The sequence below is a fragment of the Phenylobacterium sp. genome (genome assembly GCF_036495085.1).
Classification (GTDB): domain Bacteria; phylum Pseudomonadota; class Alphaproteobacteria; order Caulobacterales; family Caulobacteraceae; genus Phenylobacterium.
Genome location: NZ_DASXNL010000027.1, coordinates 1 through 24,168, shown reverse-complemented (window position 1 = coordinate 24,168; position 24,168 = coordinate 1). Strand labels below are relative to the sequence as shown.

Below are 24,168 nucleotides of genomic sequence, written 5' to 3'. Positions count from 1 at the left end.
CAACTCTCGCACGCGCGTACGCGCGTGCGTGAAATCGCCGCCCTACCCCGCGCGTGCAGACAACCGGTGACCGCGCGACTTCGGCGCCTTAAGAAGCAGGTTCGACAGGGGATCCCAAATTCATGCTGCCGGCGCCTCGGCGAACCCGCGCCATGGCGTCAGGCGCCCACGCCTTCCGATCCGGCCTGAGGCAACACGGTCGTGTTCAGCATCCGGCCCGTTGAGCCCCCTCCTTGAGGTTGCCGCGCCGCACCCCCAAGTCCGCCGCAATCTCTTGATGTCATGTGAGCCAATGACCCGATCGCAACCCCTCCTGGTCGTCGCCCCGCTGCTTGCAGTCCCATTTGCCGTGGCGCTCGTCGCCGCCTGGCCCGCCGCTGCGCAAAACTCGATCAGCCCTGGCTACTGGGAAACCACCAACAAGGTCACCTCGCCCTTCCCGACCAGGAAGACGGAGCGCCGCTGCATCAAGCCACAGGACGTCGCCAAATTCATGCAGGGCTCGATCAACCACATCTACACCTGCACCTATCCGACGCGGGAGATCGAAAGCGGCAAGATTCGGCTTGAGGGCACATGCTCAACGCGGGACGGCCCCGCAATCCCGATTTCCGGCCAGGGAACCTTCACCAGCGACGCGCTCCACATTGAGGCGCGCATCGTTCCCCAGATCGGCGGGCTATCGGTGCCGGTCCGCGCCAGCACCGACGCCAAGCGTCTGGCCGACACCTGCCCGGTCGAGGACCAAGGCGAGGCCCAGGGCTGACAGCCCCGCGCAGGGCCCGCACCCCCGAGGGACCGCCCGGTCAGGCGCAAGCGCCTGACCTCCCCGATCACCGCTTTGCTCGAAGATCGGGGATAAAGAGCCGGATGCGGTGAAAGCCACACGGCCGGTTCGGAGGGGGCGCTGACGCGCACACCCGTAAGCACTTGAACCGACTGGTAAAACGGCGCGCCTAGAACGGAATCTCGTCATCCAGGTCGGCTGAGAAATCCTCGCGCGGAGCCGAACTCTGGGCCCGCGGGCCCGAGGAGAACCCGCCATTGTAACCGCCGGCATCCCCCTCGCCGGCGTTCTCACCACGGCCGTCGAGCATGGTCAGCTCACCGCGGAATTTCTGCAGCACGATCTCGGTGGAATACTTCTCCACGCCCGACTGATCGGTCCACTTGCGCGTCTGGATCGCGCCTTCGACGTAAACCTTCGCGCCCTTGCGCAGGTACTGTTCGCAGACCTTTACGATGTTCTCGTTGAACACCACGACGCGGTGCCATTCGGTCTTTTCCTTACGCTCGCCCGAACTCCGGTCACGCCAGGATTCCGAGGTTGCGATCCGCAGGTTCGCGACCCGATCGCCGGAGGTGAGCGAGCGAATTTCGGGATCAGCCCCGAGATTGCCCACCAGAATGACCTTGTTGACGCTGCCCGCCATGTCGATGTCCTAAGCTTCCGTGGTTGCGGGCTGTCAGCCCCATTCGTACGCGGACCAATGGCCCGCGCGCAGGCTAGCGATCCGTTAAGGCTTCGGCAAGAGGTTGTTCCTGTTACGTTCGCCTCAAGGCGGAACCGTCCACAGGCATTCCGCCGTGGCGGCCTATTGGGTTGGCATCGCGCCAGGAATGGCCAACCGCCCGTCGCCGGTGCGGACCAGCGCCACGTAGCGCGGGCCTTCCAGGCTGGTGGAGGTCAGAACGCCCTCCTGCTGCAGGAAGAGGAAATTCGCCTGATAGGCGCCGTAGATGTCCTGTTGCGTCCCGCCCATCCGCAGGAATTTCACCCGCATGGCCTCCAGGTTGGCCGCGCAGGTCTCGAGGTTCGGTGCGTTGACCAGCTTGTTGAACTTCAGCTTGCCGTCCTTCTGCGGGACCACATGGTAGCAGACCCCGACATCACCGGGCGGCTCTGTGCGCTTGGCGCAGCCGCCGAGCGCGGCTGTCAAGACAGTGAGGATCGCGACAGAAGCCAGTTGGGCCAAGCGTTGCATGCGCCAAATCCTAAAGAAGCCCGGCGTCATGCACGAGCAGTCAGCCTGCGGAGGAAGTAGCACAGCCGGACTGATCGGCCAGCGCGTGGAAGCTGTGGTTGTCGCTGGAGATCTCCACCCGCCCGGAGGAAACGCGCAGGGTCTGCTGGCCCCAGCGGCCGTAGGCGGCCTCGCCGCCCCGTTCACAGCGCCCGGCGAACAAGGTCTGGACGCAGGCGCCCAGCGTCATGTCGCTGGAATATTTGCGCCACTGGCCTTCCGCAAACCGCCAGCAGGAGCCGGCGCCGCCGCCCGCGACCTGCGGCGGCGAAGCGGCGGGGGCCGGCGTGGGCTCAGGGGGGCCCGGATCAAGCGCCTCGGCCGTCGTGGGGGGCGGAATCGGTGTCAGCACCGGGACGGCAGGATCGGCCGCGGCAAGCGCTCCGGTCTGATCCACGCCAACATCGAGGGAGTCGGTGGAGACGCCGTTGCGCTTGGCGCACTCGGCGAGCGTCAGTTCGCCGACCGGTTGGCCGGCCACGAAACAACGCAGCGGCTTGGCCGGGTCCATCCGCCCGTCGGGTAGGTCGGCGGAGTCGATCACCAGTCCAGCCTGCGACGCCGGCGGCGCAGCCGCCCTTTCGCCGCGGTGGGCCGCCACAAGGGTCCAGGCGATCGCAAGCCCCGCCATGAGCGCCACGGCGGCGCCGGCGAGCGCCAGCAGTGTCCTACGATCCTTCAGGAAGTCCATGACCCTCGCTAGACCCCGCATTGGCCGGTTTCAAGGCGCGCCGGAGGCGCCGATCACGCGGTCAGGCGCGCGAGACCGGCCTGCAGGTTGGCGATCTGGTCGGTCAGGTATTGCGGCACCGTCCCGCTGGCGCTGGCCGCGGCCGCCGGAGGCACGGCGCTCTTCGGCGACGCTGCGGTGACCAGGTCCTGATAAGCTCGCCGCAGGACGCCCATGGCTGCCGCAACCTGGGCCACAGCGTGGCTGATCTGGCTGGGATCGTTGAGGTTGAGGCTACTCGTAAGCCCCAGGCCGTAGAGTTGGCTCTTGCCGTCGCCCGGAACCGACTGGCCCGCCGCATTCGTCGTGGTCGCGCGGATCACGCCCTCCGTAAGGCCAAGCAGCCCCAGGGCGTCCTTGTCGCCCTTGCCCGCTCCGATCTCGATGGTCATCCGCGGGTTCACCGGCGAGATGTGCAACTGCTGTTGGCCGTTCAGCGTACCCCCCACGGTCACGGTGGCCTCAAATCCTGTCGCGCGCTGGATCTTCTGGGCCAGGGTCTTGAGGGTTTCGTTCGGGTCGATGGTGATGGTCGTTGTAATTCCGTCACCCGGCTTGACGGTGAACTGGTCACCGGCTCGCAGCGAGCTCTGAGCGACCAGCAATTGCGAGTCCGCCATGGTCAGGGTTCCGGTCGGCAGGCCAAGCCTGTCCAGCACGCTGGCGCCGGTCGGGTCGACGGCGATCGCCGAAGGGACCGCCATGTTGTCTTTACCCGTGAACCGCTGCGACGCATCGATCGAGCCCGTTGCGACATTGATGTTGGCCAGGAACCCGTCCGTGGTTCCTACAGCCTGTTGGCCCGGCAGATCGGCGCCGGCCTGGCCCGCGATCCATACCTGGCCGTTGGCGACGGCCAGGGCGGTCGCCGTGTCGTTGCCCGCACCGCCGTAGTAGGCGATCGCGTCGCTGGAGCTCGTCGAGAGATCGGCAGACACCGTCGCGACGAAGGCGTCCGTTCCGCCCGAGGCGGCCCGAGTTATCGTGCCGGCCGAAAGAGCGCTGTTGGTGGTGGAGCCGGCGACCACGACCTGACTGCCGTTCAGAGCCAGGCCCGCGATGTTGCCGCCCTGAAGGTCGCCCAGGTCGCGTGTGGCTGCGAGCACCGGCGCGCCAGAAGAAATGTCGTAGTTGCGCAAGACCGCGTGGCCGTTCTCGACGCTCGCGGTGATCAGCGAATTGCCGCTGACCACCAGTCCCTGCGGCTTGTCCGACCCGGTGGTTCCAAAGGTCTGCGTAAAGGTCGCCTTGGGCGTACCCTGGGCGGTCGTGGTGAAAGCTTCGATGTAGCCATCATAGCCGCCGATGGGCGTCGAGTTTCCCGGCATGGCGCCCTGCGCGCGGCCGGCGACATAGACCGTGCCGTCGGCGCCAAAGGCGACCTCGTCGGCCTCGTCGTTGAGTCGCGACCCGCGCCTGGCCGTCCACACCTCGTTGCCGCTCGAGTCGTAGAGCGTGACGAAGCTGTCAGTGTCCGCCGAGAAGGAGCCGGTGTCCCCCGAATTAAGCGCGCCGTCCGTGGAGCCGGTTAGCGTGCCGGTGAGCGATCCGGTCACCGCCACCTTGCCGTCGGCGGACACCGCCAGCCCAAGGCCCGTCGCCGAGCCGGCCGCCCCGAGGGTGCGGGTGTAGATCAGCTTGCCGGCCGAATCGTACTTCAGCAGCGCCACGTCCTGCGTCCCCTGGAGGGCCTGCCCGGCGGTCGTGCCGGTGACGTCGGCGAGCACATAGACCGAGCCGTCGCTTCCGACCTGCGTGGCGTGAACGTCTTTCACCTCTGGACCGAGCGTATCGGCGAAGGTGCGGCCGGGGACGAAGTTCGCCTGGCCCGGAATCTGCGGCGGCGCGTCGACGTTGGTCGTGTCGGTCTGGAATTTCAGCAGCTGTTGCCGGGTGTCCGAATCGTTCGTCGTGGGGTCATGATCGGGGTTCGGATCGCCGACTGTCTGCGCCACGTAGACCGCACCCGCCGTCGCCGGCGCGCTGAAGCTCACCGTCTCGCCGGTGCCGACCACGACCTTGAGCGCGTACTCGTCGGGCGTGCTGGTCGGCAGGGTGAAGGGTTTTCCGCCGACCGTGACTGTGTTGGGCTGACCAGGCGTGCGCTGCGTCTGGAAGCGTGTCTCGACGCCCGCCGCCGCCAGCTGTTGGTTGACGTAGCCTAGGACGTTGACCAGGTTGCGCGGCTGGGAGCCCATGTCGTCAAGATTGATCGGAACATTATAAGTCACTCCTATCCTCTTGATCGATATGTTGAATTGCACAGAGCCCTGGAAAGCCGGAACCGGGTCGGTCCCCGACGTCGCAATCGGTGGCGTGACGTAGCTGGTCGCAGCTTTCGGGACTGTCAGCGTCGCGGCCTGGGTGCTCGAGAGTGAACCGTCGGCGAGCCTAAGCTGATCGAAATTTGTTGTGCCGACAAAGCTCGAGATCTGATTGAGGCCGCTGGCGAAAGCCTTCGCCAGCTGCGTCTGATCGACTGGCGTATTCCCCTTCGCTTGCGCCTGGGTCGCGATATCCTGCAGCGTCCCAAGGCCTTGGTAGAGCGCAAAGAGGTTCCTGTAGTCCGTACTGGCTCCGGGCAGGTCGAGCTGGGCTGCGCTTGGATTTACGATCGGTTGGCCTGCGAGCGCACTCTGCACGGCGGCGGTCGTCTGGGCTGGTGTCTCGCCGGAATCCCAGGGCGGCGTCGGTGCGACGGGTTGGGCCGGAACGTTCGCCGCGGCCGACTCGCTCGTCCCCGTCATCAGACTGGACAGGTCCAGGTTGATGATACCGTTGCTGTTGGTGTTCGTATTGTTGAACAGCCCCAGCACGTAGCTCTGGTCTACGCCGATCTGCATGTTACGCCTTTTGCGGACAAGGCCCCGCGGCGCCAGCATGCCGGCAAGACCCCTGAGGCTTCGTTAAGGTGGCGGCCGTTCGGTCGGAAAATACTCAAGAAAAGACCCGGGCGACAAAGCCGCCCGGGCCCTTACTCAAGCCCCAACGGAAAGGGTTTATTTGAAGAGCGACAGGATCACCTGCGGGGCCTGGTTGGCGATCGACAGGGCCTGGGCGCCCAGTTGCTGCTGAACCTGCAGCGCCTGGAGGCTCGCGCTCTCCTTGGCGAGGTCGGCGTCGACCAGGTTGCCCACGCCGGCCGTCAACTGGTCGGTGAGCTGCGAGACGAAAGTCGCGTGATTGCTGATTTCCTTGCTCTGCGAGCCAAGGTTGCCCAGCGCACCGTTGGTGTTGCTGATCGAGGCGGTCACCTGGGCCAGGACGGCGGTTGCAAGCGTGACCGTCGTCAGCGACGCCGTGGACGGGATGGTGACGATCGACCCGCCCAGCGAAAGGTTCTGCGAGGACAGCGTGATGAAGCTGTTGGCCTGGGCGTTGGCGATGAACTTGATCTGGGGGACGCTGCCATCCAGCATGTTCGCGCCGTCGAAATTGGCGTTCTGGATCACCTGGGTGATCTGGCGAAGGATCGACTTGAAGTCCGAGTCGATCGCGGCGCGGGAGGCCTGATCGAGCGAGGGGTCCATGGCGGCCACGACCTTCTCCTTCATCTGCACCAGCAGATCGGAGATGTTCGAACCGGCGGTCGAGGCGACGTCGGCGATCGAGGTGGCCCGGTCCAGGCTCATCTTCACTGCGCCGAGCGAGCCGATGTCGGCCCGTTGCCCCTGGGCGATGGCCCAGACCGCGGCGTTGTCCTTGGCGCTATTGATCTTCAAGCCGGTGCTGATGCGGTTCTGAACCTCACCAAGATCCGAGCTCGTCTTGTTCAGGTTCTGAAGCGCTATGAGGGCGGCCTCGTTGGTATGTACGCTCAGCGCCATCGAACCAGTCTCCTTCTCGCCAGCCCGTCGCCCGCGTTCGGACGAGTCGCATGGCCGGCTCACAGCGAGGCTATGGATTCGTGGTGAGCAGAAGGTTAACGCCAAACGCGTCTCGCCGCCGCCGGCGCGCCGGGGCGGTAAATCGGGTTCGGACCGTCCCTTAACGTCGGGGCGGCGGACTAGGCCTTGGTTCGGACGACGTCGCCGGCTTCGTAGTCGAGGGCTTCACGCAGCTTCAGGACCTGGTCCCGAGGCAACTGCTGGATGACCTCACCGGTGCGCCGATCGATCGTCTTGTAGACGTACGAGCCAGCGGCCTTGTCCTCTTCGATGACCAGTCGCAGATCCTCCGGATCCGGGCCTTGAGCGGCGCCGTCGGCCTTGTTCCCCGTATCGGGACGCGGCGCGGCGGGCTTTTGGCCGAAGGTCGGATCGGGGGTGGCTGCGAGCATCGCAACCTTGTTTTCCATCTCTCCTCTCGTGGACACCCAAGGCGCCTACGCTCCATGATGGGAAAAGCGGACGGCGGGAGGGCGAACCCTCCCGCCGCCTGTCGGCCTATCGGAAGAGGCCGAGGAGGATCGACGACGACTGGTTGGCGATCGAAAGCGCCTGAATGCCCAGTTGCTGCTTGGTCTGCAGCGCCTGAAGTTTCGCACTTTCCTGCGCCAGGTTGGCGTCCACCAGATTGCCGACACCCGCATCCACAGTGTTCTGCAGATCGGTGATGAACGTCTGGTGCGATGACAGCGCCTTGCTGCCGGTGCCGAGGTGGCCCATGGCGCTCGAGACGTTGGCGATCGCCGCGCCCACGCTTGCGATCATGGCCGAAGCCGTGGTCACCGTACCGATCGAAGCGGTAGCGTTGAGCGCGGAGCCCATGTTGACGCCGCCCAGCGACAGATCCTGAGCCTGGACTGTGATCACCGAAGAGCCGGTGTCGTTGGCCAGGGCCTGGATGGTCGTACCACCGCTCTTGATCATGTTCGCGCCGTTGAACACGGCGTTGGTGATCGTCGTGGTGATCTGGTCGCGCAGCGACTTGAATTCGTCATTCAGGGCGCTGCGGCTGTTGGCGTCGAGGGTCGTATCCGACGCAGCCAGAGCCTTGTCCTTCATCTGAAGGAGCAAGTCAGAGATCGAGCTGCCGGCCGACAGCGCCACGTCGATGGTCGATTGACCACGTTGCAGCGAGGAGACGACCGAGTTCAGTGAGCTCGAGGTGGCGCGTTGGTTTTGGGCGATAGCCCAGATGGCGGCGTTGTCCTTGGCCGAGGAGACCTTGAGACCGGTGTTGATCTCGTTTTGGGTTTCCATCAGCTGGGATTGGGTCGAGGACAGGTTCTGGAGCGCGACCATCGCGCCGACATTGGTGTTCACGGAGAACGACATCGAAGTTCCTTTTCTCAGGTCTTCGGCCGTCATTTTGACAGCCGTGAGCGTTTTGCTCGTCCTGATCAGGAGCAAGCATCGGGCCACTTTTGCCGCCCCGAGGCATTAAATATGCTTTTGATTTTGCTGCGTTATAGGTCCGTTATCCATGTTCCGGCCCGGCAAATTCTGCCGATCCGGAATTCGACCCGGCAAAATCTACCGAACGCACCCGGCAGAAATCGCCGCGGCGCAGCAGAGCGTGCCCGAAAAACGCCCCCGGGAGCTGGCCGACGATCGGTTGGACGATGTTTGGCCGTCAGGCCGCGACGGTCGTGGCGCTGACTGCGCTGGGGGCGAGCCCCTGCATGATGACCCGGTTGACCTGGATCAGGGGCTCGAAGCCCTCGCGGCGGCGGATAACGGCGCTGGTGTGCCGGCCAACCCAGATGGACAGAGAGATTATGGAAGCGCGCAGCGGCGCGGGCAGCCCGTTGGCCGGATTGGCGCAATCCTCGGCGAGCACCGTCCAGACACGACGGTTCCAATCCAGCGCGTCGACGCGGGCGGCGACGTCGCTGGGATCAGCCTTGGCCGCTTCCATCAACGCAAGCGTCACCTGCGCGAACAGCCGGTATTCGGTCTGGCGCGGGCTCTCAGCCCGCGTCGCCGCCTGATGGTACGCCTGTAGGGACATGCCCCAACCTCTCAGCCTCGTAGTCCATTAGTTTCCGGCACCGCATCAGAGCCTTGTAGTATTCGCGCTCCATGCAGTTCTTCGATATCTCCACGCACTCCGTAAGGACCGCGGGATTGGCGATGACTTTCATGAACTCGGTCAGCCGCCTGGCGAATTCGTCGTAGTAGCGCTCCGCGCCCGCCTCATCGAGGTACATCATCATCACCGGGAAATAGATCCGGCGCGCGGGCGTGGTGACTTCCTCCTCCTGCATGATGTCCTTCTCGCGCAGGACGGAGGCCTTGTTCTGCAGGACCAACACGCTGCGGCGGTCGCCGTTCTGCACCACGGCGCCGTTGAGAACGAACTTCTCCCCCGGCTTCAGCGACAATTTCAGCGGCAAATCCCGCCTCCCGATCCCAGCGTCTGCGAACCGACATCGCGATTCGAATGACCCATTGTCGCTTCCTGACGGGCCGAGCGCACGAGAGAGTTAAGCTGGGCCGGTTAACGACGGATTGCCGGGCGCGACTTGGGCGCTACGCCCTTGATGAGCGCCGGGACAGTCGACCCTCTTAAGCTCCCGTTAGCCATGTTCGCCGAGGAGTCGGGTCTTCAGCCGGAGACCCATTTCCCATGTCGCGTCAGGCCCAACCCTCCGTTCAGGCGATGCAGAGCGCTGCACCGACGCCGCCAAGGCTGACGGCCGATTCGCTTGGCGCGGCAGGCTCGAACGACGCGCTCGCCAAGTTGAACCGCGCGATCTCAGAGTTGAAGGCGATGTCGGCGGCCCCGATGCTGCAACGCGCGGTCGAAGCCATTCGCGCCGAAGATGCGAAAGCCGGCTGCGAATGGGCGCTGAAGGCCCTCGAACAGGACGAACGCAGCGGCTTTGGCTGGTATCTGCTGGGCATCGCGCTCGAGCGGGCCGGCGACTTCGCAAACTCCGTTCAGGCCTATGAATCGGCGCTGAAGCTGCTGCCGGACCACGCCGAGGTGGCCAATGACCTCGGCCGCCTCGCTTTCCGCCTGGGTATGCCCCCTCAGGCCGAAAGCCTGTTCCGCCACTTCCTGGCCCGCCATCCCGACCACCCCGAGGGCGCCAACAACCTGGCCTGCGCGATTCGCGACCAGGGCCGGCATGCCGAAGCCGTCGACATATTGCGCCCTGCCATCGTCAAGTCGCCCGAGATCCCCATGCTCTGGAACACCATGGGCACGATCGTGTCCGACCAGGGCGACTTCGCCAACGCCGTCGTCTTTTTCGAAGAGGCCCTGCGCCTCGACCCCGGATTCCCCAAGGCCCGCTACAATCTCGGCAACTCCAAGCTGCTGCGGGGTGACCCCGAAGGCGCCATCGGCGACTGCGAGGCCGCGCTTGCGTGTGTCCTGGCCGAAGACGAGCGGCAGATGATGCGCCTGGCCCGCTCCACCATCCTGATGGGGCTCGGCCGCGTCGGTGAGGGCTGGGACGACTACGAAGCGCGCCTGCACCCGCAGTTCAACGAACGCACTCAGTTCCTGTTCGACCAGCCGCGCTGGGAGCCTGGCTGCGACCTGGCGGGCAAGACTTTGCTCGTGGTCGGCGAACAGGGGCTGGGCGATGAAATTCTGTTCGCAAACACCCTGCCCGACGTCCTCGAACGCCTGGGTCCCTCCGGGCGCCTGATCATCGCGGTTGAACCTCGGCTCATGCCGATCTTCCAACGCGCCTTTCCGAAGGCCGAGGTGGGCGCGCACGCCACCTACCTCCTGGGCGGCAAGTTTGCGCGGGGCGCGGCCTTCCTGGATGCGGAAAAGGGCATTGATCTCTGGACGCCGATGGGTTCGCTCCTGCGCGAATTCCGCCGCTCCGTCGATGCTTTCCCCGACCGCCGCGCCTACATGGCCGCTGACCCGGCGCGCGTAGCTCATTGGCGCGAGGTGCTGCGCAACGCCCCGGCCGGTCCCAAGGTCGGCCTCCTCTGGAAAAGCGCAGTCAGCAAAGACGCGCGCCACCGCTATTTCTCACCCTTCGAGACCTGGGGCCCAGTGCTGGCGAAAAAGGGCGTCAGCTTCGTGAATCTGCAGTACGGCGACTGCGCTGAGGAGCTCGCTGCGGCAAGCCGCGATTTCGGCGTCGAGATCTGGTCTCCGCCAGGCATTGACCTGAAGCAGGACCTCGATGACGTCGCTGCTCTCTGTTGCGCCATGGACCTTGTGGTCGGATTCTCCAACGCCACGCTCAATATCGCCGCCGCCTGTGGCGTGCCGAACTTTCTGATCTCTACGCCGGGCGCCTGGCCAAGACTGGGGACGGCGAGCTATCCCTGGTATCCTCAGACGCGTGTCTTTCTTCCGCCGAGCTTCGGCGAGTGGGCGCCTGTGATGGCTGAGGTCGCCGAGGCCCTGGGCGTCTTTGCCGAGGACTACGCCAGGCAGGCCAGCTAGACCGGAAGGTCGAACCCGCGGGCCGCCAGGCGGGCCCGGCTCGCGGCGCGCGCCTTCGCCCAATCTCGCGCCAGGAGGCCCAGCCCGACCACGTCGGTCAGCGCCCCCTCTTTGAGAACATGCTCTCGAAGGAGCGCTTCGCGTTGGAAGCCGAAACCCTCGTGCAGCCGCCAGACCGGTTCGTTGCCGATCAGCACCTCGCACCAGAGCTTGTTGAGCCCCAGCTCGCCGAACACGTGCTCGATGACCCAGTACTCGACGAACGCGCCGATCCCCTGCCCCCGCGTCGAAGGGTCGGCCAGATAGTACGCCCAGGCCGCTCGCCCATGTTCCGTCGCCAGGTCGTAGAGGTTGGCGAGGCCGACCGGCTGGGCGTCAGCCTCGATGATCCAATAGCGCCTGCGAGCATCCGCGAGCGCACCGGTGAACCAACGGGCATGCTCTTCCGGGGTGATCGCATGGTCGCTGTACATCCAGCGAGCGACCTCCGGCAGGTTGCGCCACACAAGCACGCGGTCGTGGTCGCCGGGCCCCATCGGGCGCAGAAGCACCTGAGGCGCGCTCATGCCGAGGCTCCGGAGGTATTGACCGCCAGGGCGGCCACGGCGGCGGAATCGAAGTCAGGATTGCGCGGATATAGCTTGGCGTAGACGTCGCGAACGAAGGTGAGGTCCTCGGGGAGGTCCACGGTCCAACGCAGCGCGGCGAGCGATTCGGCCCGCGCGACGCCCGCCAGCCGGAACACTTCCGGGCGCCGGTATATATAGGGCGTCACATGCTCGCGCTCGTAGGGGTCGCAAGCCAGCGCCGCGGCCTCGACCAGCGCAGCGGGTCGAATCACCTCGGCGTCGAGCCCATGCGGATATGTGCGCGTCCCCAGGGTGTTCGAGGTGTAATCGGCGCCCGTCGCATGGTGGTGGTCGATCACTTCGTCGATCAGCTGAGGGTCGGCGAGCGGACAATCGGCGGTCAGTCGCACCACCGCCCTGGCCTGCGGATACAAGGCCAGGGCCGCGCGGTAGCGCTCCAGGACGTCGGCCAGGGGGCCGCGGAACACCGCCAGGCCCAGGCTCTCGCAATAACTGGCCAAGGGCTCGTCGCTGGGGTCGGTGCTGGTGGCCACCGTCAGTTTGTCGATGCGTCTGGCCCGACGCAGACGCTCGACCTGGCGGCCGATCATCGGCTCGCCCAACACCGGCGCCATGACCTTGCCCGGCAGCCGCGAGGACGTCATTCGGGCCTGGATGATGGCGAGGTTCAAGACGGAACAGGCCTCTTTACGGGACGACTCCTGAGTAGCGCCGAATCTGGGCATGCGACAACGCGGTCCCGCTTTGACCGCGAAGCCGCTTGCATGGCGCGCGTCTGGCTTTAGGCTGTCGGCAAGTAAACAACTGTTCGAACGCGGGCCGGACGCCCGCCGGGGAGCCCGAATGAGCCAGCGTTTCGAAGGCACTGACGATTACGTCGCCACCGAGGATCTGAAGGTTGCGGTCAACGCAGCCATCGCCCTCGAACGGCCGCTCCTGATCAAGGGCGAGCCCGGAACCGGCAAGACGGTGCTGGCCTATGAAATCGCCAAGGCGATGAAGGCCCCGCTTATCACCTGGCACATCAAATCGACGACCAAGGCCATTCAGGGGCTCTACGAGTACGACGCCGTCACCCGCCTGCGCGACAGCCAGCTTGGCGAAGTGGGAGTCAAGGACGTCCGCAACTACATCAAGAAGGGCAAGCTCTGGGAGGCGTTCGAAAGCGCCGAGCGTCCGGTCCTTCTGATCGACGAGATCGACAAAGCCGACATCGAATTCCCCAATGATCTCCTTCAGGAGCTCGATCGGATGGAATTCTACGTCTACGAGACCAACGAGACGATCAAGGCCAAGGTGCGGCCGATCGTGCTCATCACCTCGAACAACGAGAAGGAATTGCCGGACGCCTTCCTGCGCCGCTGTTTCTTCCACTACATCCGTTTCCCGGAAGCCGAGACGATGAACGAGATCGTCGAGGTCCACTATCCGAACATCAAGCAGAAGCTGGTCGCCGAGGCGCTGCGCATCTTCTACGACATGCGCAAGGTGCCGGGACTGAAGAAGAAGCCATCCACGTCCGAACTGCTCGACTGGCTGAAGCTCCTGATGGTCGAGGACATCGACGCCGACGCCCTGAAGGAAAAGGATCCCACCAAGCTGATCCCGCCACTTCATGGGGCGCTGCTCAAGAACGAGCAGGACGTGCACCTTTTCGAGCGCCTGGCCTTCCTGGCGCGCCGCGAAGGCGCCGGCTCACGCCCCGGCCAATAGGGCCGGGCGCTGCGCAGGCGTAACGGGCGTTACGTCGAATTCACTCGCCAATTGAAGGAGCTCCGGTCACGTTCTGCCGAACGTACCGGAGCCCTTTCACTATGAAGCCGCTGCTGTTTCTTTCTGCCTGCGCCGTGGCGCTGTCGTTGGCGGCCGCCTGTTCGCCGAGTGGTCCTCCGCCCGCCCGCGCCGCGCTGGACTGCCCCGCCACCCAGGGCGACCTTACCCGCACCAGCGTCTCACCGGACAACAAGACCTGCCTCTACACGACCCGCGATGGGGACCAGGTGTCCCTGAGATTGCTTCCCGTTTCGACCAGCTATCAGTCCTCCTTGCAGCCGGTGGAGCAGGAACTGCAGTCCGAGGTGCAGACGGACGCTGAGGCCGCCGCCGCCAAGGTCGCCGCAGCGAGCGCCGAGGCCAAGACCACGGCCGCCGACCACCCTGCCAACGCTCGCGCAGCAGAGGACGCGGCCAAGGCCGCCAAGCAAGCCGCCGAGGACGCCGTCGGGGTGATGAAGGACGCCGAAGGCGACGACGCCGGAAAAGCTCGCCACGCAGAGAGCGATGAGCATGCCCACATCGACCTGCCGGGAATCCACATCGACGCCGACGACAACGGCAAGGCCGACGTCAACGTCGGGATGATTCACGTCAACGCCGGCGAGAATGGCGCGGTGGTGCGGATGTCGCGGGATGTTCGCCTGCGCGGCGAGGCTTTCTCGCGCGAAAAGCGCGGCTTCCGCGCCACCTACATCCTGGCCAAGGACAACCTGAAGGACGGCTGGAAAAGCGTCGGGTATGAAGCCGCCGGACCAAAGACCGGCCCGATCACCGTCGCCGTGGTCAAGGCCAGGACCGGGGATCACCACGACGTCTTCGCCGACGTCAAACGCCTCGTGCGCAAAAACGCCGGGGTCTAGCCCGCCGGTTGGACCTCGACGACCTTGTAGGTCAGCGGCCGGCCATCCTCGTCGGTGATGGTGACATATTCGCCGACGGCAAAGCGGTGTTCGCCCAATCGATGGAGCGGCTCATCGTCGACGGCTTCGCCTTCGTCGTAGTCGAAGAACCAGCGCGACCCTTTCTTCGTCAGCCGTCCATCGGCGGGATCCTCATCCGGCGAGAACCGCCTCACGGTGCAGGTGTCGCGCGACTTGGCGTAGGCCGCTTCGTCCAGGTGGCCGTCATCGGTCAGCGGCGCGGTCAATGCGTAGCCACGGTGGTCGTCGCCGCCGGCGAACTCGGTGCCAGGGTTGCGGGCAAGCCGCATGACGATGCGCGACAGAGTCATTGGACGTCCTCTTGCAGAGCTAGTGAGACAAGAACAACGAGGGCTCGTCTGAGTTCAAAAGCGTACGCGTCGTTCCACCGAATATGAACTCCTGCAGCCTCGGATGGCCAAAAGCGCCGGCCACGAGGATATCAGCCTCAGCTTTGCGCGCCGCATAGAGCAGAACTGGGGCAGCGTCGCCGCTGTCGGGCAGGATATCGACCTCGGCGTCGACGCCGCGGGCGGCGTAGTAGGCTTTCAATCTCGCAGGATCGAAACTACGCGAGCTGGCCTTCGGCGCGGCCAGGATCACGACCTTGGACGCCTTCTCGAGGAGCGGCAGGGCCAGGCGCGCAGCCCGGCTCGCCTCCTTGCCGCCGTCCCATGCGACGGCCACCGAACCACCGACCTTAAGCCCGGCGCGGGCGATCAGCACAGGGCGCTGCTCATCGGCGACCATCTGCTGGAACGCTTCTGCGAGAGGGCCTCGCCCGCGCGCCGGATTGGAGGTGAACACCACAACATCGGAGAGGCGGCTTTCCGCCGACAGGCCGGCCCAAACGGGCGTCTGCAAGGCGATGAAGCGGCTCCTGGGGTAGGTGGTCGTCGCCATGGCCACGCGCGCTGCTTGTTCGCCCGCCTGAGCGGCCTCCTTCAGCGATTCGAGCGCCGTTGTCTGCACCCCGCCCAAGAACCCCTCCCCCATCCACGGCATTACGTCTGCCACGTCGGCTGGGGTGTAAACGCCCGCCATCTCGGCCTGGAAGGGTTCGGCCAGCATCACCGCGGCCGCCACCGCCGCGGCGTCTCCTGGGCTGCCTGAGAGCGGCGCCATGATACGAGCCCAGCTCATCGTTTCGGCTCCTTCAGCGTGAACTTCAACCGCCGCACGCCTATGCTGCAACTGATCTTGGCGAGCATAGGCTCGCATTGATCTTTGTCAGGCCGTGGGCCAGTTCCCGATGTCGCCCGAAAGCGGCTTGTCGCGGACTGGCGTCCATGACCGGCTTGACTGTGGAGGGAATGCGTTCGTGAGGAAAGGGCTGCGTCACTCTAAGCCGGAACCCCGCGCCTGGCAGCGGATGTTGTCAGGCCGCCGGCTTGACCTGCTGGACCCCTCGCCCATGGACATAGAGATCGAGGATATCGCCCACGGCCTGGCCAGGGTCGCCCGGTGGAACGGCCAGACGATCGGCGAACACGCCTTCTCGGTGGCGCAACACTCGGTGGTGGTCGAGGAAATCGTCGCCCACATCAAACCGGCGGTAGAGCCCCGCTGGAGGCTGGCGGCCCTGCTGCATGACGCCTCCGAGTATGTGATCGGCGACATGATCTCGCCCTTCAAAGCCGCGCTTGGCGTCGACTACCGGACATTCGAAGAGCGGCTGGAGACAGCGATCCATGTCCGTTTCGGCCTGCCTGCGAAGACACCTGCAGCGATTAAGGCGCTGATAAAGAAAGCCGATCGCGCGTGCGCCTTCTTCGAGGCGACCCAACTCGCGGGTTTTAGCCACAAGGAATCACTGGCCTTCTTCGACGCGCCGCCCAAAGGCTACAGCCTCACGATCGAGCCGCTGTCGCCGGCGCTGGCCCAGGAGCGCTACCTGCACCGCTACGAGATCCTATCCGAGGCGGCCGGCTACCAGCCCCATGCCCAGGCCTTCGACACGGAATGAGCGCCTTTCGCGACAGCCTGCCTTCTGAGGGGCGCGTGGTGATCGGCCTTTCGGCGGTGGTGGTCGCCATCCAGGGCTACAACGCCGTCGTGCTGACCGTGCGCCCGCCGGGCGCAAACCTCGAGGGCCTGCCGTTCGGCCCCTTTGATCCGCTCGGTCACCGTACGTTCGAGCTTGCCATGCGGGCCTTTGTGACCGAGCAGACGCGATTCACCCTGGGATATGTCGAGCAACTCTACACCTTCGGCGACAAGGGCCGTGACGCGCCGCTGGCCGATATGGGCGATCGCGGTGGGGGCGAGCGCTCGGCGCACGATCGGGTGATATCGGTGGGATATCTGGCGCTGGCGGCCGCGGCCGTCGACACCCACGCACCGGCCTCGCAGTGGCGGCCATGGACCCGATTCTTCCCCTACGAGGACTGGCGCGACGGCCGCCCCGCCGCCCTCTCGCTGATCGAAGTCGCACTTCGCCGCTGGGCCGATGGCGACGCCCAGCGTCTCGGCCGAGCCCGCCTGCTGTTCGCCCTTGATGGCGCGCCCTGGAATGAGGAGCGGGTGCTCGAGCGCTACGAGTTGCTCTACGAGGCGGGCCTGGCGCGCGAGACCTCGCGGGATCGCGGCGAGGCTGCGACGGCGCTACCCGCCCCGCTGGCGGCCGCCCTGGGCGAGCCGATGCTTTCCGATCACCGGCGTATCCTGGCCACGGCGGTGAGCCGCCTGAGGGGGAAGCTGAAATACCGCCCGGTGGCCTTCGAACTGATGCCTGAAGCGTTCACGCTATCCGCCCTGCAACGCGCCGTCGAAGCCATCGCCGGCGTCCCCTTGCACAAGCAGAACTTCCGGCGCGCCCTCGAAAGGGCCGACCTCGTCGAAGGGCTGGGCCGGATGGACGCAGATACCGGCGGACGCCCCGCTGAGCTTTATCGCTTCCGCCGCGAGATCCTCGGCGCACGGCCCGTGTCCGGGCTGAGCCTGCCGCTACTGCGGGACTGAGCCTTACCTCCGAGGTCATGGAACGCGGTCTCCATGCCCGTTAGGATCGCACATGATCGGATCAGCCCCGGCGGTCGGCGACCACCTTCGCGAATGGCGCCAACGGCGGCGCATGACCCAGCTAGATCTCGCCTGCGAGGCCGAGATTTCGACACGCCACCTGAGCTTCGTCGAGACCGGTCGCGCGCACCCCAGTCGCGAGATGGTGCTGCGCCTTGCCGAGCGTTTGGACATTCCCCTGCGCGAACAAAACCTGTTGCTGGTCGCCGCCGGTTTCGCGCCGATCTATCCGCAGCGCCCTCTGGACGATCGCGCGCTTGCTGGCGCCCGCCGCGCGGTTGACCTGATCCTGGCCGGGCATGAGCCCTACCCGGCGCTGGCGGTGGACCGGAGCTGGAACCTGGTCGCCGCCAACCGGATGGTCGCCCCGCTGATGGCCATCGCCGATGAAGACCTGCGCCAGCCTCCGGTGAATGTGCTGCGATTGACCTTGCACCCGCGCGGTCTTGCGCCGCGAATCGAGAACCTGCACGAGTGGCGCACCCACCTGCTCGACCGGTTGCGCCGTGAAGCGGACCTGACCGCCGACCGCGGTCTTTCCGATCTCCTGACAGAGCTCAGCGCCTATCCGATCCTGGATCGTGGAAGAATCCGACCGCCGACCGGCGAGTTCGCCGGCGTGGCCGTGCCCTTCCAGCTCAGCACCGCCCAGGGCGTGCTGTCGTTCTATTCGACGACCACCGTATTCGGGACAGCGCTCGACGTGACGTTATCCGAACTGACGCTTGAGACGTTCTTCCCGGCGGACGCGGAGACCGCCGAGGCCGTAAGAGCGATGGCGGCGGCAGCTTAGAGCCGAGAGAACGCGGCGACATTACCTCTCGCATAATCGACCCGCTTCCCTTGCGGCGGTTTCCTGGCCGCGAAAGGGAGACCCGTCATGAACCGCCGCGACATCCTGACCACCACCCTGGCCGCCCCGCTGGTGGGCGCGACCGGGCTTCGCGCCCATCCGGCTCGGGCCGCTTCGCGCCGCGCCACAGAAATCCGGACGCGCGAGGGGGTGCGCCTCTTCCACCGGGACTGGGGAGAAGGTCCCGCCATCCTGTTCGCCGCCAGTTGGGCGCTTTCCAGCGAGATGTGGGCCTATCAGGTCGCGCACCTCTCCGACGCCGGTTTCCGCTGCATAGCCTACGACCGCCGCGGACACGGCCGATCGGATATTCCGGCAAGCGGCTACGACATGGATACCTTCGCAGACGATCTTGCGACGGTGATCGACGCCCTGGACCTGCGAGACGTAGTTCTCGTCGGCCATTCCACGGGTGGTGCTGAGGTCGTCCGATACCTCGGCCGGCATGGAACGACGCGGGTCCGCAAGGTCGTACTGATGGCGCCCGTGACGCCTTACCTGCTTCAGACCCCGGACAATCCCACGGGCGCGCCGCAAGCCTATTTCGAGGCTTCGATAGCAGAGTGGGCGAAGGACTTCCCCAAGTGGGCCGACGACAACTCCGCGGCCTTCGTCACCCCCGAAACCTCGAAGGGGATGATCGCCTGGCTATATGATCAGCTCATCGCAACGCCCGTGCCGGTAGCGGCGGCCACCATGCGGGCGGTGATCCGCAAGGACCTGCGCCCGGACCTGGGCAAGATCGACCGTCCTACGTTGGTCCTGCACGGCGCCAAGGACGTATCCGCGCCCATCGAGATAACTGGGCGTCCCACGGCCGCCGGCATCCGCGGCGCCCAGCTGAAAGTCTATGAAGACGCCCCGCACGGTCTCTTCGTGACCCACATGGCCCAGGTGAACCGCGACCTGGAAGCCTTCATCCGGGCCGGCTGACATCCGGCTGTAGCTAGGCCGCTTCCTGGGCCGAAACGGTGGGCGGTGCGCCTTGGCGCGCCGCCCATTGCGCTTTCAGGGTGAGGCTGGTGTCGCGAGAGCCGTCGGGGCTCCAGCCGGGCGCCCCGAAGACCCAGCCCAGCACGTGGCGCGGCGAGCGGGCGATATCCTGGGCGATGGCGATCCACTCGTGGAACACCACGCGGACGACATTGAAGGTGCCCAGGTTGTGGACCAGGCCGTAGCGGGGAGCCTCCTCGTCGAGCTCCGATTGGAAGCTGCCGAACATCCGGTCCCAGATGATCAGGATGCCCGCGTAGTTTCGGTCGAGGTAGCGCGGGTTTCGCGCGTGGTGCACCCGGTGGTGCGAAGGGGTGTTGAAGACCGCTTCGAACCAGCGTGGCAGCTTCCGGATCGCCTCAGTATGGATCCAGTACTGGTAGACCAGGCTGATCCCCTTCTGCGTGGCCACCATGGCCGGCGGGAAGCCCAGAAGCGCGAGGCCCAGATAAAGCACCCAGCTGCCGTTCAGGTCGCCCGTCCACGTCTGCCGCAGCGCCGTCGAAAGGTTGTAGTGCTGGGATGAGTGGTGGTTGACGTGCGCCGCCCACCAGATGCGGCGCTCGTGGCTGATCCGATGGAACCAATAATAGGTCATGTCCTCCAGCAGGAAGACCGCCACCCAGGCCCACGCAGCGCTCGCAGGCACCGTGAACAGCCGATGATGGTACACCCAAAGTGTGCTCGCTATGACCACGCCGCCGGTGAGGACGCCCGCCACCGTGGAGCCCAGGCCCATCAATAGCGAGACCGCCGTGTCCTTGGTTTCGTAGCGGGCGTTCGCCTTGCCGAACCGTGCGAGCACGATCTCGAGGATGACGGTGAGGACAAAAAATGGGGTCGCAAGTGTGACGGGGTCGAGATGGGCCTTCATCATGCCGCTCGCACCGTGCCGGCGCGGCCCGCCTTTAGTCCCTTGGGCGGCCACGACTCCAGCGCGATCACGGCTCTCGGCGCCGCGGCATCGGCGAGGTCGATGCGGATGCGGCCGTCCTTGAAGGTCGTCGCCAGCGCCTGGGCCCATGGAATCTGGCGAGCCACGAAACCATCGCCAAGCCGGCAGAGCACAAGCGCCATCGTCCCCGACTTGGCGACCGCGCCCCTGCCGTCGAGGGCGACCCAAACGTCCTCCAAGTCGCGGCCAGGAAACTCCTCGGCCAGCTCTTGGCGCGCGCGTTCTTCGTCCAGGAGCGGCGTAGGCCTTGCGATGCTGGCCCAGGCCGACAGGCCGACCATGGCGGCCACTGCGGCTCCGGAGGCAGCGAGCTGGATGAAAAAGGCTTGAGTCAAAGCGGGCAGTCCTCCGTGCGGCGCGAAGGTGTGCGCTGCCCCCTGCTGCGGTCAAGAAAAAGCCCTCCCCCGAAGGCCGGGAGAGGGCTTTCGTCGCAGGTCTAAGCGGCCGAACTAGAAACGATGCGAGTAGGCGATCGACCAGACGTCGGCGTGTTGGGCGTTGCTGCCGACGAACTCCTGGCGGGTGTAGTCGCCGCGGACGCCGTTCACGCCGTCGAAGTGGTACTGGGCGCCGACCCCGAGATTCCAGGAGTTGCCGTCATCGACGTTAGCCACCTGGACCGGCGTCCCATCGGCGACGGCAGCGCCCTTGGCCCTGACGGTGCTCTCGCCGTAGCCGATCCGCCCAATCAAATCGAAGTTGTTGGCGACGGGCAGGAACCCCACGCCATAGAGAGCCGCCGAATTGTTGAGCTCGTACTTGGTGTCAACGGAAGCGCCTCCCACGGTGGTCGTGGTCTTATCGCCAACCGCACCGGCGGCAAGCTCGCCCTCGACACCCAGCCAGTTGTTGAAACGGTAGCCGAGGCGTCCCTGGATCGCGCCCAGGTCGATGCCGGAACTATGGGCGTCGACATAACCAAGGTTCGCATAAAGACCGGTCGTAGGCGCCGTCTCAGCAAACGCGGCCACCGGAAGAAGGGAAGCGGCAACAACCGCACCGAGGAAGAATTTCATACTCATTGAACTCCTAGAACGCGAACAGCCCGAGCGGCCCGGGGGTTCGGCTCCAAACGCGGCCACTTCTGGACGGTTCAGCTTCACCAGGATTGCATACCGTCGTCTGTGCTTGTGGGGTCACAAGCCCGCTGACTGCGCGCGGAGGCGTGCTATCACTCCGCTTTGTCGCCGGAGACCGTCCCCTTGCCGCAAGCCGTGATCGCCGCCACCGGCCTCTACACCCCGCCGCAGAGCCTCTCGAATGCGGAGTTGGTGGAGACGTTCAACGCCTACGTGGCGAGATTCAACGCGGCAAACGCCGAGGCGATCGCGGCCGGCGATGTGGCGGCGCTCACGCCCTCCTCCGTCGAGTTCATCGAGAAGGCGTCCGGCATCAAGTCACGTTACGTGGTCGACAAGTCAGGTCTCGTCGATCCGGAGCTCATGCGGCCGCAGATTCCCGAACGCTCAAATGAGGAATTGTCCGTCCTGGCCGAAATGGCGGTTGAGGCGGCAAAGGACGCCATCGCGCGTTGGGGCAAGTCGGCGTCCGAGATCGACGCCGTGATCTGCGCGGCGTCCAACATGCAACGCCCTTATCCAGCCATGGCCATCGAGGTGCAGCAGGCGCTGGGCATAGAGGGCTTCGCCTTCGACATGAACGTCGCCTGCTCTTCGGCGACCTTCGGCATCAAAACGGCCGCTGACTTCGTGTCGTCGGGCTCGGCGCGCGCCGTCCTGATGGTCAACCCGGAGATTTGCTCGGGGCACCTGAATTTCCGCGACCGCGACAGCCACTTCATCTTTGGGGACGTCGCCACCGCGGTGATCGTCGAGAGCGATGAGGGGGCGGGATCCGGCGGCTGGGACATTCTGGGCACGCGCCTGCGCACACAGTTTTCCAACAACATCCGCAATAACTTTGGTTTCCTGAACCGCGCCGCGCCGGATGGGATCGGGGCCGTCGACAAGCTCTTCGTGCAGGAAGGCCGCAAGGTGTTCCGCGAAGTGGTGCCGCTGGTCTCCGAGATGATCGTCGAGCACGCCGCCGACCTGGGCATCGAGCCCACCGCTCTGAAGCGTCTTTGGCTGCACCAGGCCAATATCAACATGAACGAACTCATCGGCCGCCGCGTGCTGGGCCGTGAACCGGCGCCGGGCGAGAACGTCATTATCCTCGACGAATTCGCCAACACCTCCTCGGCGGGCTCGATCATCGCCTTCCACCGCGCCAACAGCGACTTCGCCGCCGGCGACACTGGCCTGATCTGCTCTTTCGGCGCCGGCTATTCCGCAGGCACCGTGTTCGTCAGGAAGCGTTAGCCGCTGGCGGCGACGGCGGATGCGTCGCCTTCCAGTCCATGGCGCGGCGGACGCGAGTCCCGACCGCGGGGTGGTCGTAGAAGATCAGCTCTTCCAGCTTCGACGGCGTTGCGGCGCGGTATTCAATCGTCTTGACCAGGGCCTTCGCCAGGCCGTCCGGCTCATTGAAGTGTTCGAGCGAAAAGCGGTCGGCATCGGCCTCGTCCCAGCGGCTGGCGGTGTTGACCAGGGGCGTTGCGATAAACGCCACGACCGCCAGCAGGATGCTGATCACGGGAAGTCCCGCCGGGTCGGCGATGCCGCGAACGCCTTTCGCCCCCAGCAGCCGCGCCGCAAGCGGAAACAGTCGATCGATCAGCAAGAAAACGACCAGGGCGAAGAGGCCGTATTCGGCGGCCATGATGAAGATATGCCCGCGCACGTAGTGGCCCATCTCGTGCCCCACCACACCGCGCACTTCTGCGAGGTCCGCGTCCTTCTTGAACATCACATCGCTCATAGCGACACGGGCTGTGCCGAAGAGGCCCGCGACGTTGGCCGTGTATCGGTTGGACTGCTTGGAGCCATCGTAGATCACGATCTTGTCCGATGGCACTCCGACTTGCTTGGCCATGGCCACGATCTCGTCGCGCACGGCCCCGGGCGGGGCGGGCTTGTAGCTGTTGAAAAGGGGTTCGATCACCACTGGCTGCAGCAACAGCATCACAAGAAAGCCTATGGCCACGCCGAGCGAGCCCCAGGCCCACCAGGTCCTGCGGAACCTTCGAATGAGAAAGTAGAGCAACGAAAACAGGATCACGACCTCGACAGCGCCGATCGCAATCGAGAGGCCTTGCTGGCCTAGCCAGCCGGAGAATTGGCGGCTGGTCAGGCCATAGCTCCGCTCGCGCCACCAGTGCGCATAGGCGTCCCACGGAAGCGTCAGCAGCGCTTCGATCAGGGTATCCACAGCGACAACCACGGCCACGGCGAGCCACGGGCCGGACCTGCGCTTTTCCACACTGTCGCGCACGCCAACGAGGACGCCGCTTCTGATCACGACCCAGGAAACCAGGATGCTGACGAGCGTCCCCCAAAGCAGGATCCAGTGGCCGCCTTGCGTGTAGGCCGTCGCCTTGGCGTGCGCCTCCGGCGGCAGCGTGGCCAGATAGGCGGCCGTCGCCGCGGCTGGATCGAATCCTTGAGCCATTTCAGTTCCCCGTTCGCGGGATGGAGAAGGCCAGAGATTGCCAAGCTTGTCAGGCCCGAAACCGCGTTAGGTTGGATGTCACAATCGGAGTCGCCCATGAAGCTTTTCGCCGCCGCGTCGCTTGCGGTCCTCGCCGCCGCCGCCGGTTTGGGCGCGGCCAAAGCCCCGGCGCCGGTCTACGACGTTGTCATCCGCGGCGGCGAAATCCTCGACGGCTCCGGCGGCCGGCCCGCGCAAGGCGACGTGGCGGTGAAGGGCGAGCGGATCGTCTTCGTCGGTCCACACGCGCCAGGACGCGGGAAGACTGAGATCGACGCCAAGGGTAAGGCCGTCTCCCCCGGTTTCATCGAGTCCCTCGCGAGAAACCCCGTCCTTCCGGGCGGGGAGGTAAGCGATTGCGGCCGGCGGCCGCTTCTCCGGGGTTGAACAGCACGGTGACGCCTGTAGATTCGAGGCGATGATCCATCGCGGCTTCCGCTACAAATTGGC

27 protein-coding genes are annotated in these 24,168 nt (G+C 65.5%); 10 read left to right on the top strand and 17 right to left on the bottom strand.

The features are described 5' to 3' along the window. Nucleotides 1-292: 292 nt before the first annotated feature. Complete coding sequence (locus VGI62_RS04425) at nt 293-766, top strand: DUF3617 domain-containing protein (RefSeq protein WP_331503181.1); 474 nt, start codon at nt 293-295, stop codon at nt 764-766. Between the two features lie 190 nt (nt 767-956). On the opposite strand, the gene ssb is transcribed toward VGI62_RS04425, so the two are convergent. The 9 genes from ssb to flbT form a co-directional block, all read right to left on the bottom strand. After that, nucleotides 957-1,433, bottom strand: a complete 477-nt coding sequence (gene ssb / locus VGI62_RS04420) for a single-stranded DNA-binding protein (RefSeq protein WP_331503180.1) — start codon at nt 1,431-1,433, stop codon at nt 957-959. Between the two features lie 162 nt (nt 1,434-1,595). Further along, on the bottom strand, nt 1,596-1,985 hold the full coding sequence (locus tag VGI62_RS04415) for a hypothetical protein (RefSeq protein ID WP_331503179.1): 390 nt from the start codon (nt 1,983-1,985) through the stop codon (nt 1,596-1,598). Nucleotides 1,986-2,025: 40 nt separating this feature from the next. Then, on the bottom strand, nt 2,026-2,736 hold the full coding sequence (locus tag VGI62_RS04410; protein WP_331503178.1) for a hypothetical protein: 711 nt from the start codon (nt 2,734-2,736) through the stop codon (nt 2,026-2,028). A gap of 32 nt (nt 2,737-2,768) precedes the next feature. Next, nucleotides 2,769-5,597 (bottom strand): ubiquitin-like domain-containing protein, encoded by a 2,829-nt coding sequence (locus tag VGI62_RS04405; RefSeq protein WP_331503177.1) that lies wholly within the window; start codon nt 5,595-5,597, stop codon nt 2,769-2,771. A 156-nt stretch (nt 5,598-5,753) separates the two neighbouring features. Then, a complete protein-coding gene (locus VGI62_RS04400; protein WP_331503176.1) occupies nt 5,754-6,581 on the bottom strand; it encodes a flagellin in 828 nt (275 codons plus the stop codon). A 179-nt stretch (nt 6,582-6,760) separates the two neighbouring features. Further along, complete coding sequence (locus tag VGI62_RS04395) at nt 6,761-7,051, bottom strand: flagellar protein FlaG (protein ID WP_331503175.1); 291 nt, start codon at nt 7,049-7,051, stop codon at nt 6,761-6,763. 88 nt (nt 7,052-7,139) lie between these two features. Next, nucleotides 7,140-7,973 (bottom strand): flagellin, encoded by an 834-nt coding sequence (locus VGI62_RS04390; RefSeq protein WP_331503174.1) that lies wholly within the window; start codon nt 7,971-7,973, stop codon nt 7,140-7,142. Between the two features lie 298 nt (nt 7,974-8,271). Continuing rightward, entirely contained in the window at nt 8,272-8,649 is a 378-nt protein-coding gene (gene flaF, locus VGI62_RS04385; RefSeq protein WP_331503173.1) for a flagellar biosynthesis regulator FlaF, read from the bottom strand. After that, entirely contained in the window at nt 8,609-9,034 is a 426-nt protein-coding gene (gene flbT / locus VGI62_RS04380) for a flagellar biosynthesis repressor FlbT (RefSeq protein ID WP_331503172.1), read from the bottom strand. The genes flaF and flbT overlap by 41 nt, the downstream gene beginning before the upstream one ends. Before the next feature lie 233 nt (nt 9,035-9,267). On the opposite strand from flbT, the gene VGI62_RS04375 reads away from it, so the two are divergent. Then, the gene (locus VGI62_RS04375; RefSeq protein WP_331503171.1) at nt 9,268-11,061 is read left to right on the top strand and encodes a tetratricopeptide repeat protein; all 1,794 of its coding nucleotides are present in this window, start codon (nt 9,268-9,270) and stop codon (nt 11,059-11,061) included. On the opposite strand, the gene pseH is transcribed toward VGI62_RS04375, so the two are convergent. Together pseH and VGI62_RS04365 are read right to left on the bottom strand one after the other, a co-directional pair. After that, nucleotides 11,058-11,627: a UDP-4-amino-4,6-dideoxy-N-acetyl-beta-L-altrosamine N-acetyltransferase gene (gene pseH, locus VGI62_RS04370; RefSeq protein ID WP_331503170.1), complete on the bottom strand. Its 570-nt coding sequence runs from the start codon at nt 11,625-11,627 to the stop codon at nt 11,058-11,060. The two genes, VGI62_RS04375 and pseH, sit on opposite strands and share 4 nt — an antisense overlap. Further along, nucleotides 11,624-12,322, bottom strand: a complete 699-nt coding sequence (locus tag VGI62_RS04365; protein WP_331503169.1) for a glycosyltransferase family protein — start codon at nt 12,320-12,322, stop codon at nt 11,624-11,626. Before VGI62_RS04365 ends, pseH begins: the two co-directional genes overlap by 4 nt. Before the next feature lie 172 nt (nt 12,323-12,494). Here VGI62_RS04365 and VGI62_RS04360 point away from each other — a divergent pair, with 172 nt between their 5' ends. Beyond that, nucleotides 12,495-13,364: a MoxR family ATPase gene (locus VGI62_RS04360; RefSeq protein WP_331503168.1), complete on the top strand. Its 870-nt coding sequence runs from the start codon at nt 12,495-12,497 to the stop codon at nt 13,362-13,364. Between the two features lie 101 nt (nt 13,365-13,465). Further along, entirely contained in the window at nt 13,466-14,287 is an 822-nt protein-coding gene (locus tag VGI62_RS04355) for a hypothetical protein (protein ID WP_331503167.1), read from the top strand. Here VGI62_RS04355 and VGI62_RS04350 read toward each other — a convergent pair. Together VGI62_RS04350 and VGI62_RS04345 are read right to left on the bottom strand one after the other, a co-directional pair. After that, entirely contained in the window at nt 14,284-14,658 is a 375-nt protein-coding gene (locus VGI62_RS04350; RefSeq protein WP_331503166.1) for a hypothetical protein, read from the bottom strand. The two genes, VGI62_RS04355 and VGI62_RS04350, sit on opposite strands and share 4 nt — an antisense overlap. A 19-nt stretch (nt 14,659-14,677) precedes the next feature. Then, on the bottom strand, nt 14,678-15,490 hold the full coding sequence (locus tag VGI62_RS04345) for a universal stress protein (protein ID WP_331503165.1): 813 nt from the start codon (nt 15,488-15,490) through the stop codon (nt 14,678-14,680). A gap of 178 nt (nt 15,491-15,668) precedes the next feature. Between VGI62_RS04345 and VGI62_RS04340 the strand changes: the two genes are divergently transcribed. The 4 genes from VGI62_RS04340 (at nt 15,669) to VGI62_RS04325 (ending at nt 19,154) form a co-directional block, all read left to right on the top strand. Next, the gene (locus VGI62_RS04340; RefSeq protein ID WP_414695632.1) at nt 15,669-16,313 is read left to right on the top strand and encodes a YfbR-like 5'-deoxynucleotidase; all 645 of its coding nucleotides are present in this window, start codon (nt 15,669-15,671) and stop codon (nt 16,311-16,313) included. Further along, the gene (locus VGI62_RS04335; RefSeq protein ID WP_331503164.1) at nt 16,310-17,308 is read left to right on the top strand and encodes an NUDIX hydrolase; all 999 of its coding nucleotides are present in this window, start codon (nt 16,310-16,312) and stop codon (nt 17,306-17,308) included. Before VGI62_RS04340 ends, VGI62_RS04335 begins: the two co-directional genes overlap by 4 nt. 52 nt (nt 17,309-17,360) lie before the next feature. Next, nucleotides 17,361-18,161 (top strand): helix-turn-helix transcriptional regulator, encoded by an 801-nt coding sequence (locus VGI62_RS04330; protein ID WP_331503163.1) that lies wholly within the window; start codon nt 17,361-17,363, stop codon nt 18,159-18,161. Nucleotides 18,162-18,248: 87 nt separating this feature from the next. Next, the gene (locus tag VGI62_RS04325; RefSeq protein WP_331503162.1) at nt 18,249-19,154 is read left to right on the top strand and encodes an alpha/beta hydrolase; all 906 of its coding nucleotides are present in this window, start codon (nt 18,249-18,251) and stop codon (nt 19,152-19,154) included. Nucleotides 19,155-19,167: 13 nt separating this feature from the next. On the opposite strand, the gene VGI62_RS04320 is transcribed toward VGI62_RS04325, so the two are convergent. The 3 genes from VGI62_RS04320 to VGI62_RS04310 form a co-directional block, all read right to left on the bottom strand. Beyond that, the gene (locus tag VGI62_RS04320; protein ID WP_331503161.1) at nt 19,168-20,091 is read right to left on the bottom strand and encodes a sterol desaturase family protein; all 924 of its coding nucleotides are present in this window, start codon (nt 20,089-20,091) and stop codon (nt 19,168-19,170) included. Further along, the gene (locus VGI62_RS04315) at nt 20,088-20,504 is read right to left on the bottom strand and encodes a hypothetical protein (protein ID WP_331503160.1); all 417 of its coding nucleotides are present in this window, start codon (nt 20,502-20,504) and stop codon (nt 20,088-20,090) included. The genes VGI62_RS04320 and VGI62_RS04315 overlap by 4 nt, the downstream gene beginning before the upstream one ends. A 114-nt stretch (nt 20,505-20,618) precedes the next feature. After that, nucleotides 20,619-21,185, bottom strand: coding sequence for a porin family protein (locus VGI62_RS04310; protein ID WP_331503159.1), 567 nt, complete (start codon nt 21,183-21,185; stop codon nt 20,619-20,621). Between the two features lie 186 nt (nt 21,186-21,371). Here VGI62_RS04310 and VGI62_RS04305 point away from each other — a divergent pair, with 186 nt between their 5' ends. Beyond that, a complete protein-coding gene (locus VGI62_RS04305; RefSeq protein ID WP_331503158.1) occupies nt 21,372-22,490 on the top strand; it encodes a beta-ketoacyl-ACP synthase III in 1,119 nt (372 codons plus the stop codon). Here VGI62_RS04305 and VGI62_RS04300 read toward each other — a convergent pair. Next, nucleotides 22,477-23,679, bottom strand: coding sequence for a M48 family metalloprotease (locus VGI62_RS04300; protein ID WP_331503157.1), 1,203 nt, complete (start codon nt 23,677-23,679; stop codon nt 22,477-22,479). The genes VGI62_RS04305 and VGI62_RS04300 overlap by 14 nt on opposite strands. 96 nt (nt 23,680-23,775) lie before the next feature. Between VGI62_RS04300 and VGI62_RS04295 the strand changes: the two genes are divergently transcribed. Continuing rightward, nucleotides 23,776-24,105, top strand: coding sequence for a hypothetical protein (locus tag VGI62_RS04295; RefSeq protein WP_331503156.1), 330 nt, complete (start codon nt 23,776-23,778; stop codon nt 24,103-24,105). Nucleotides 24,106-24,168: the final 63 nt, after the last annotated feature.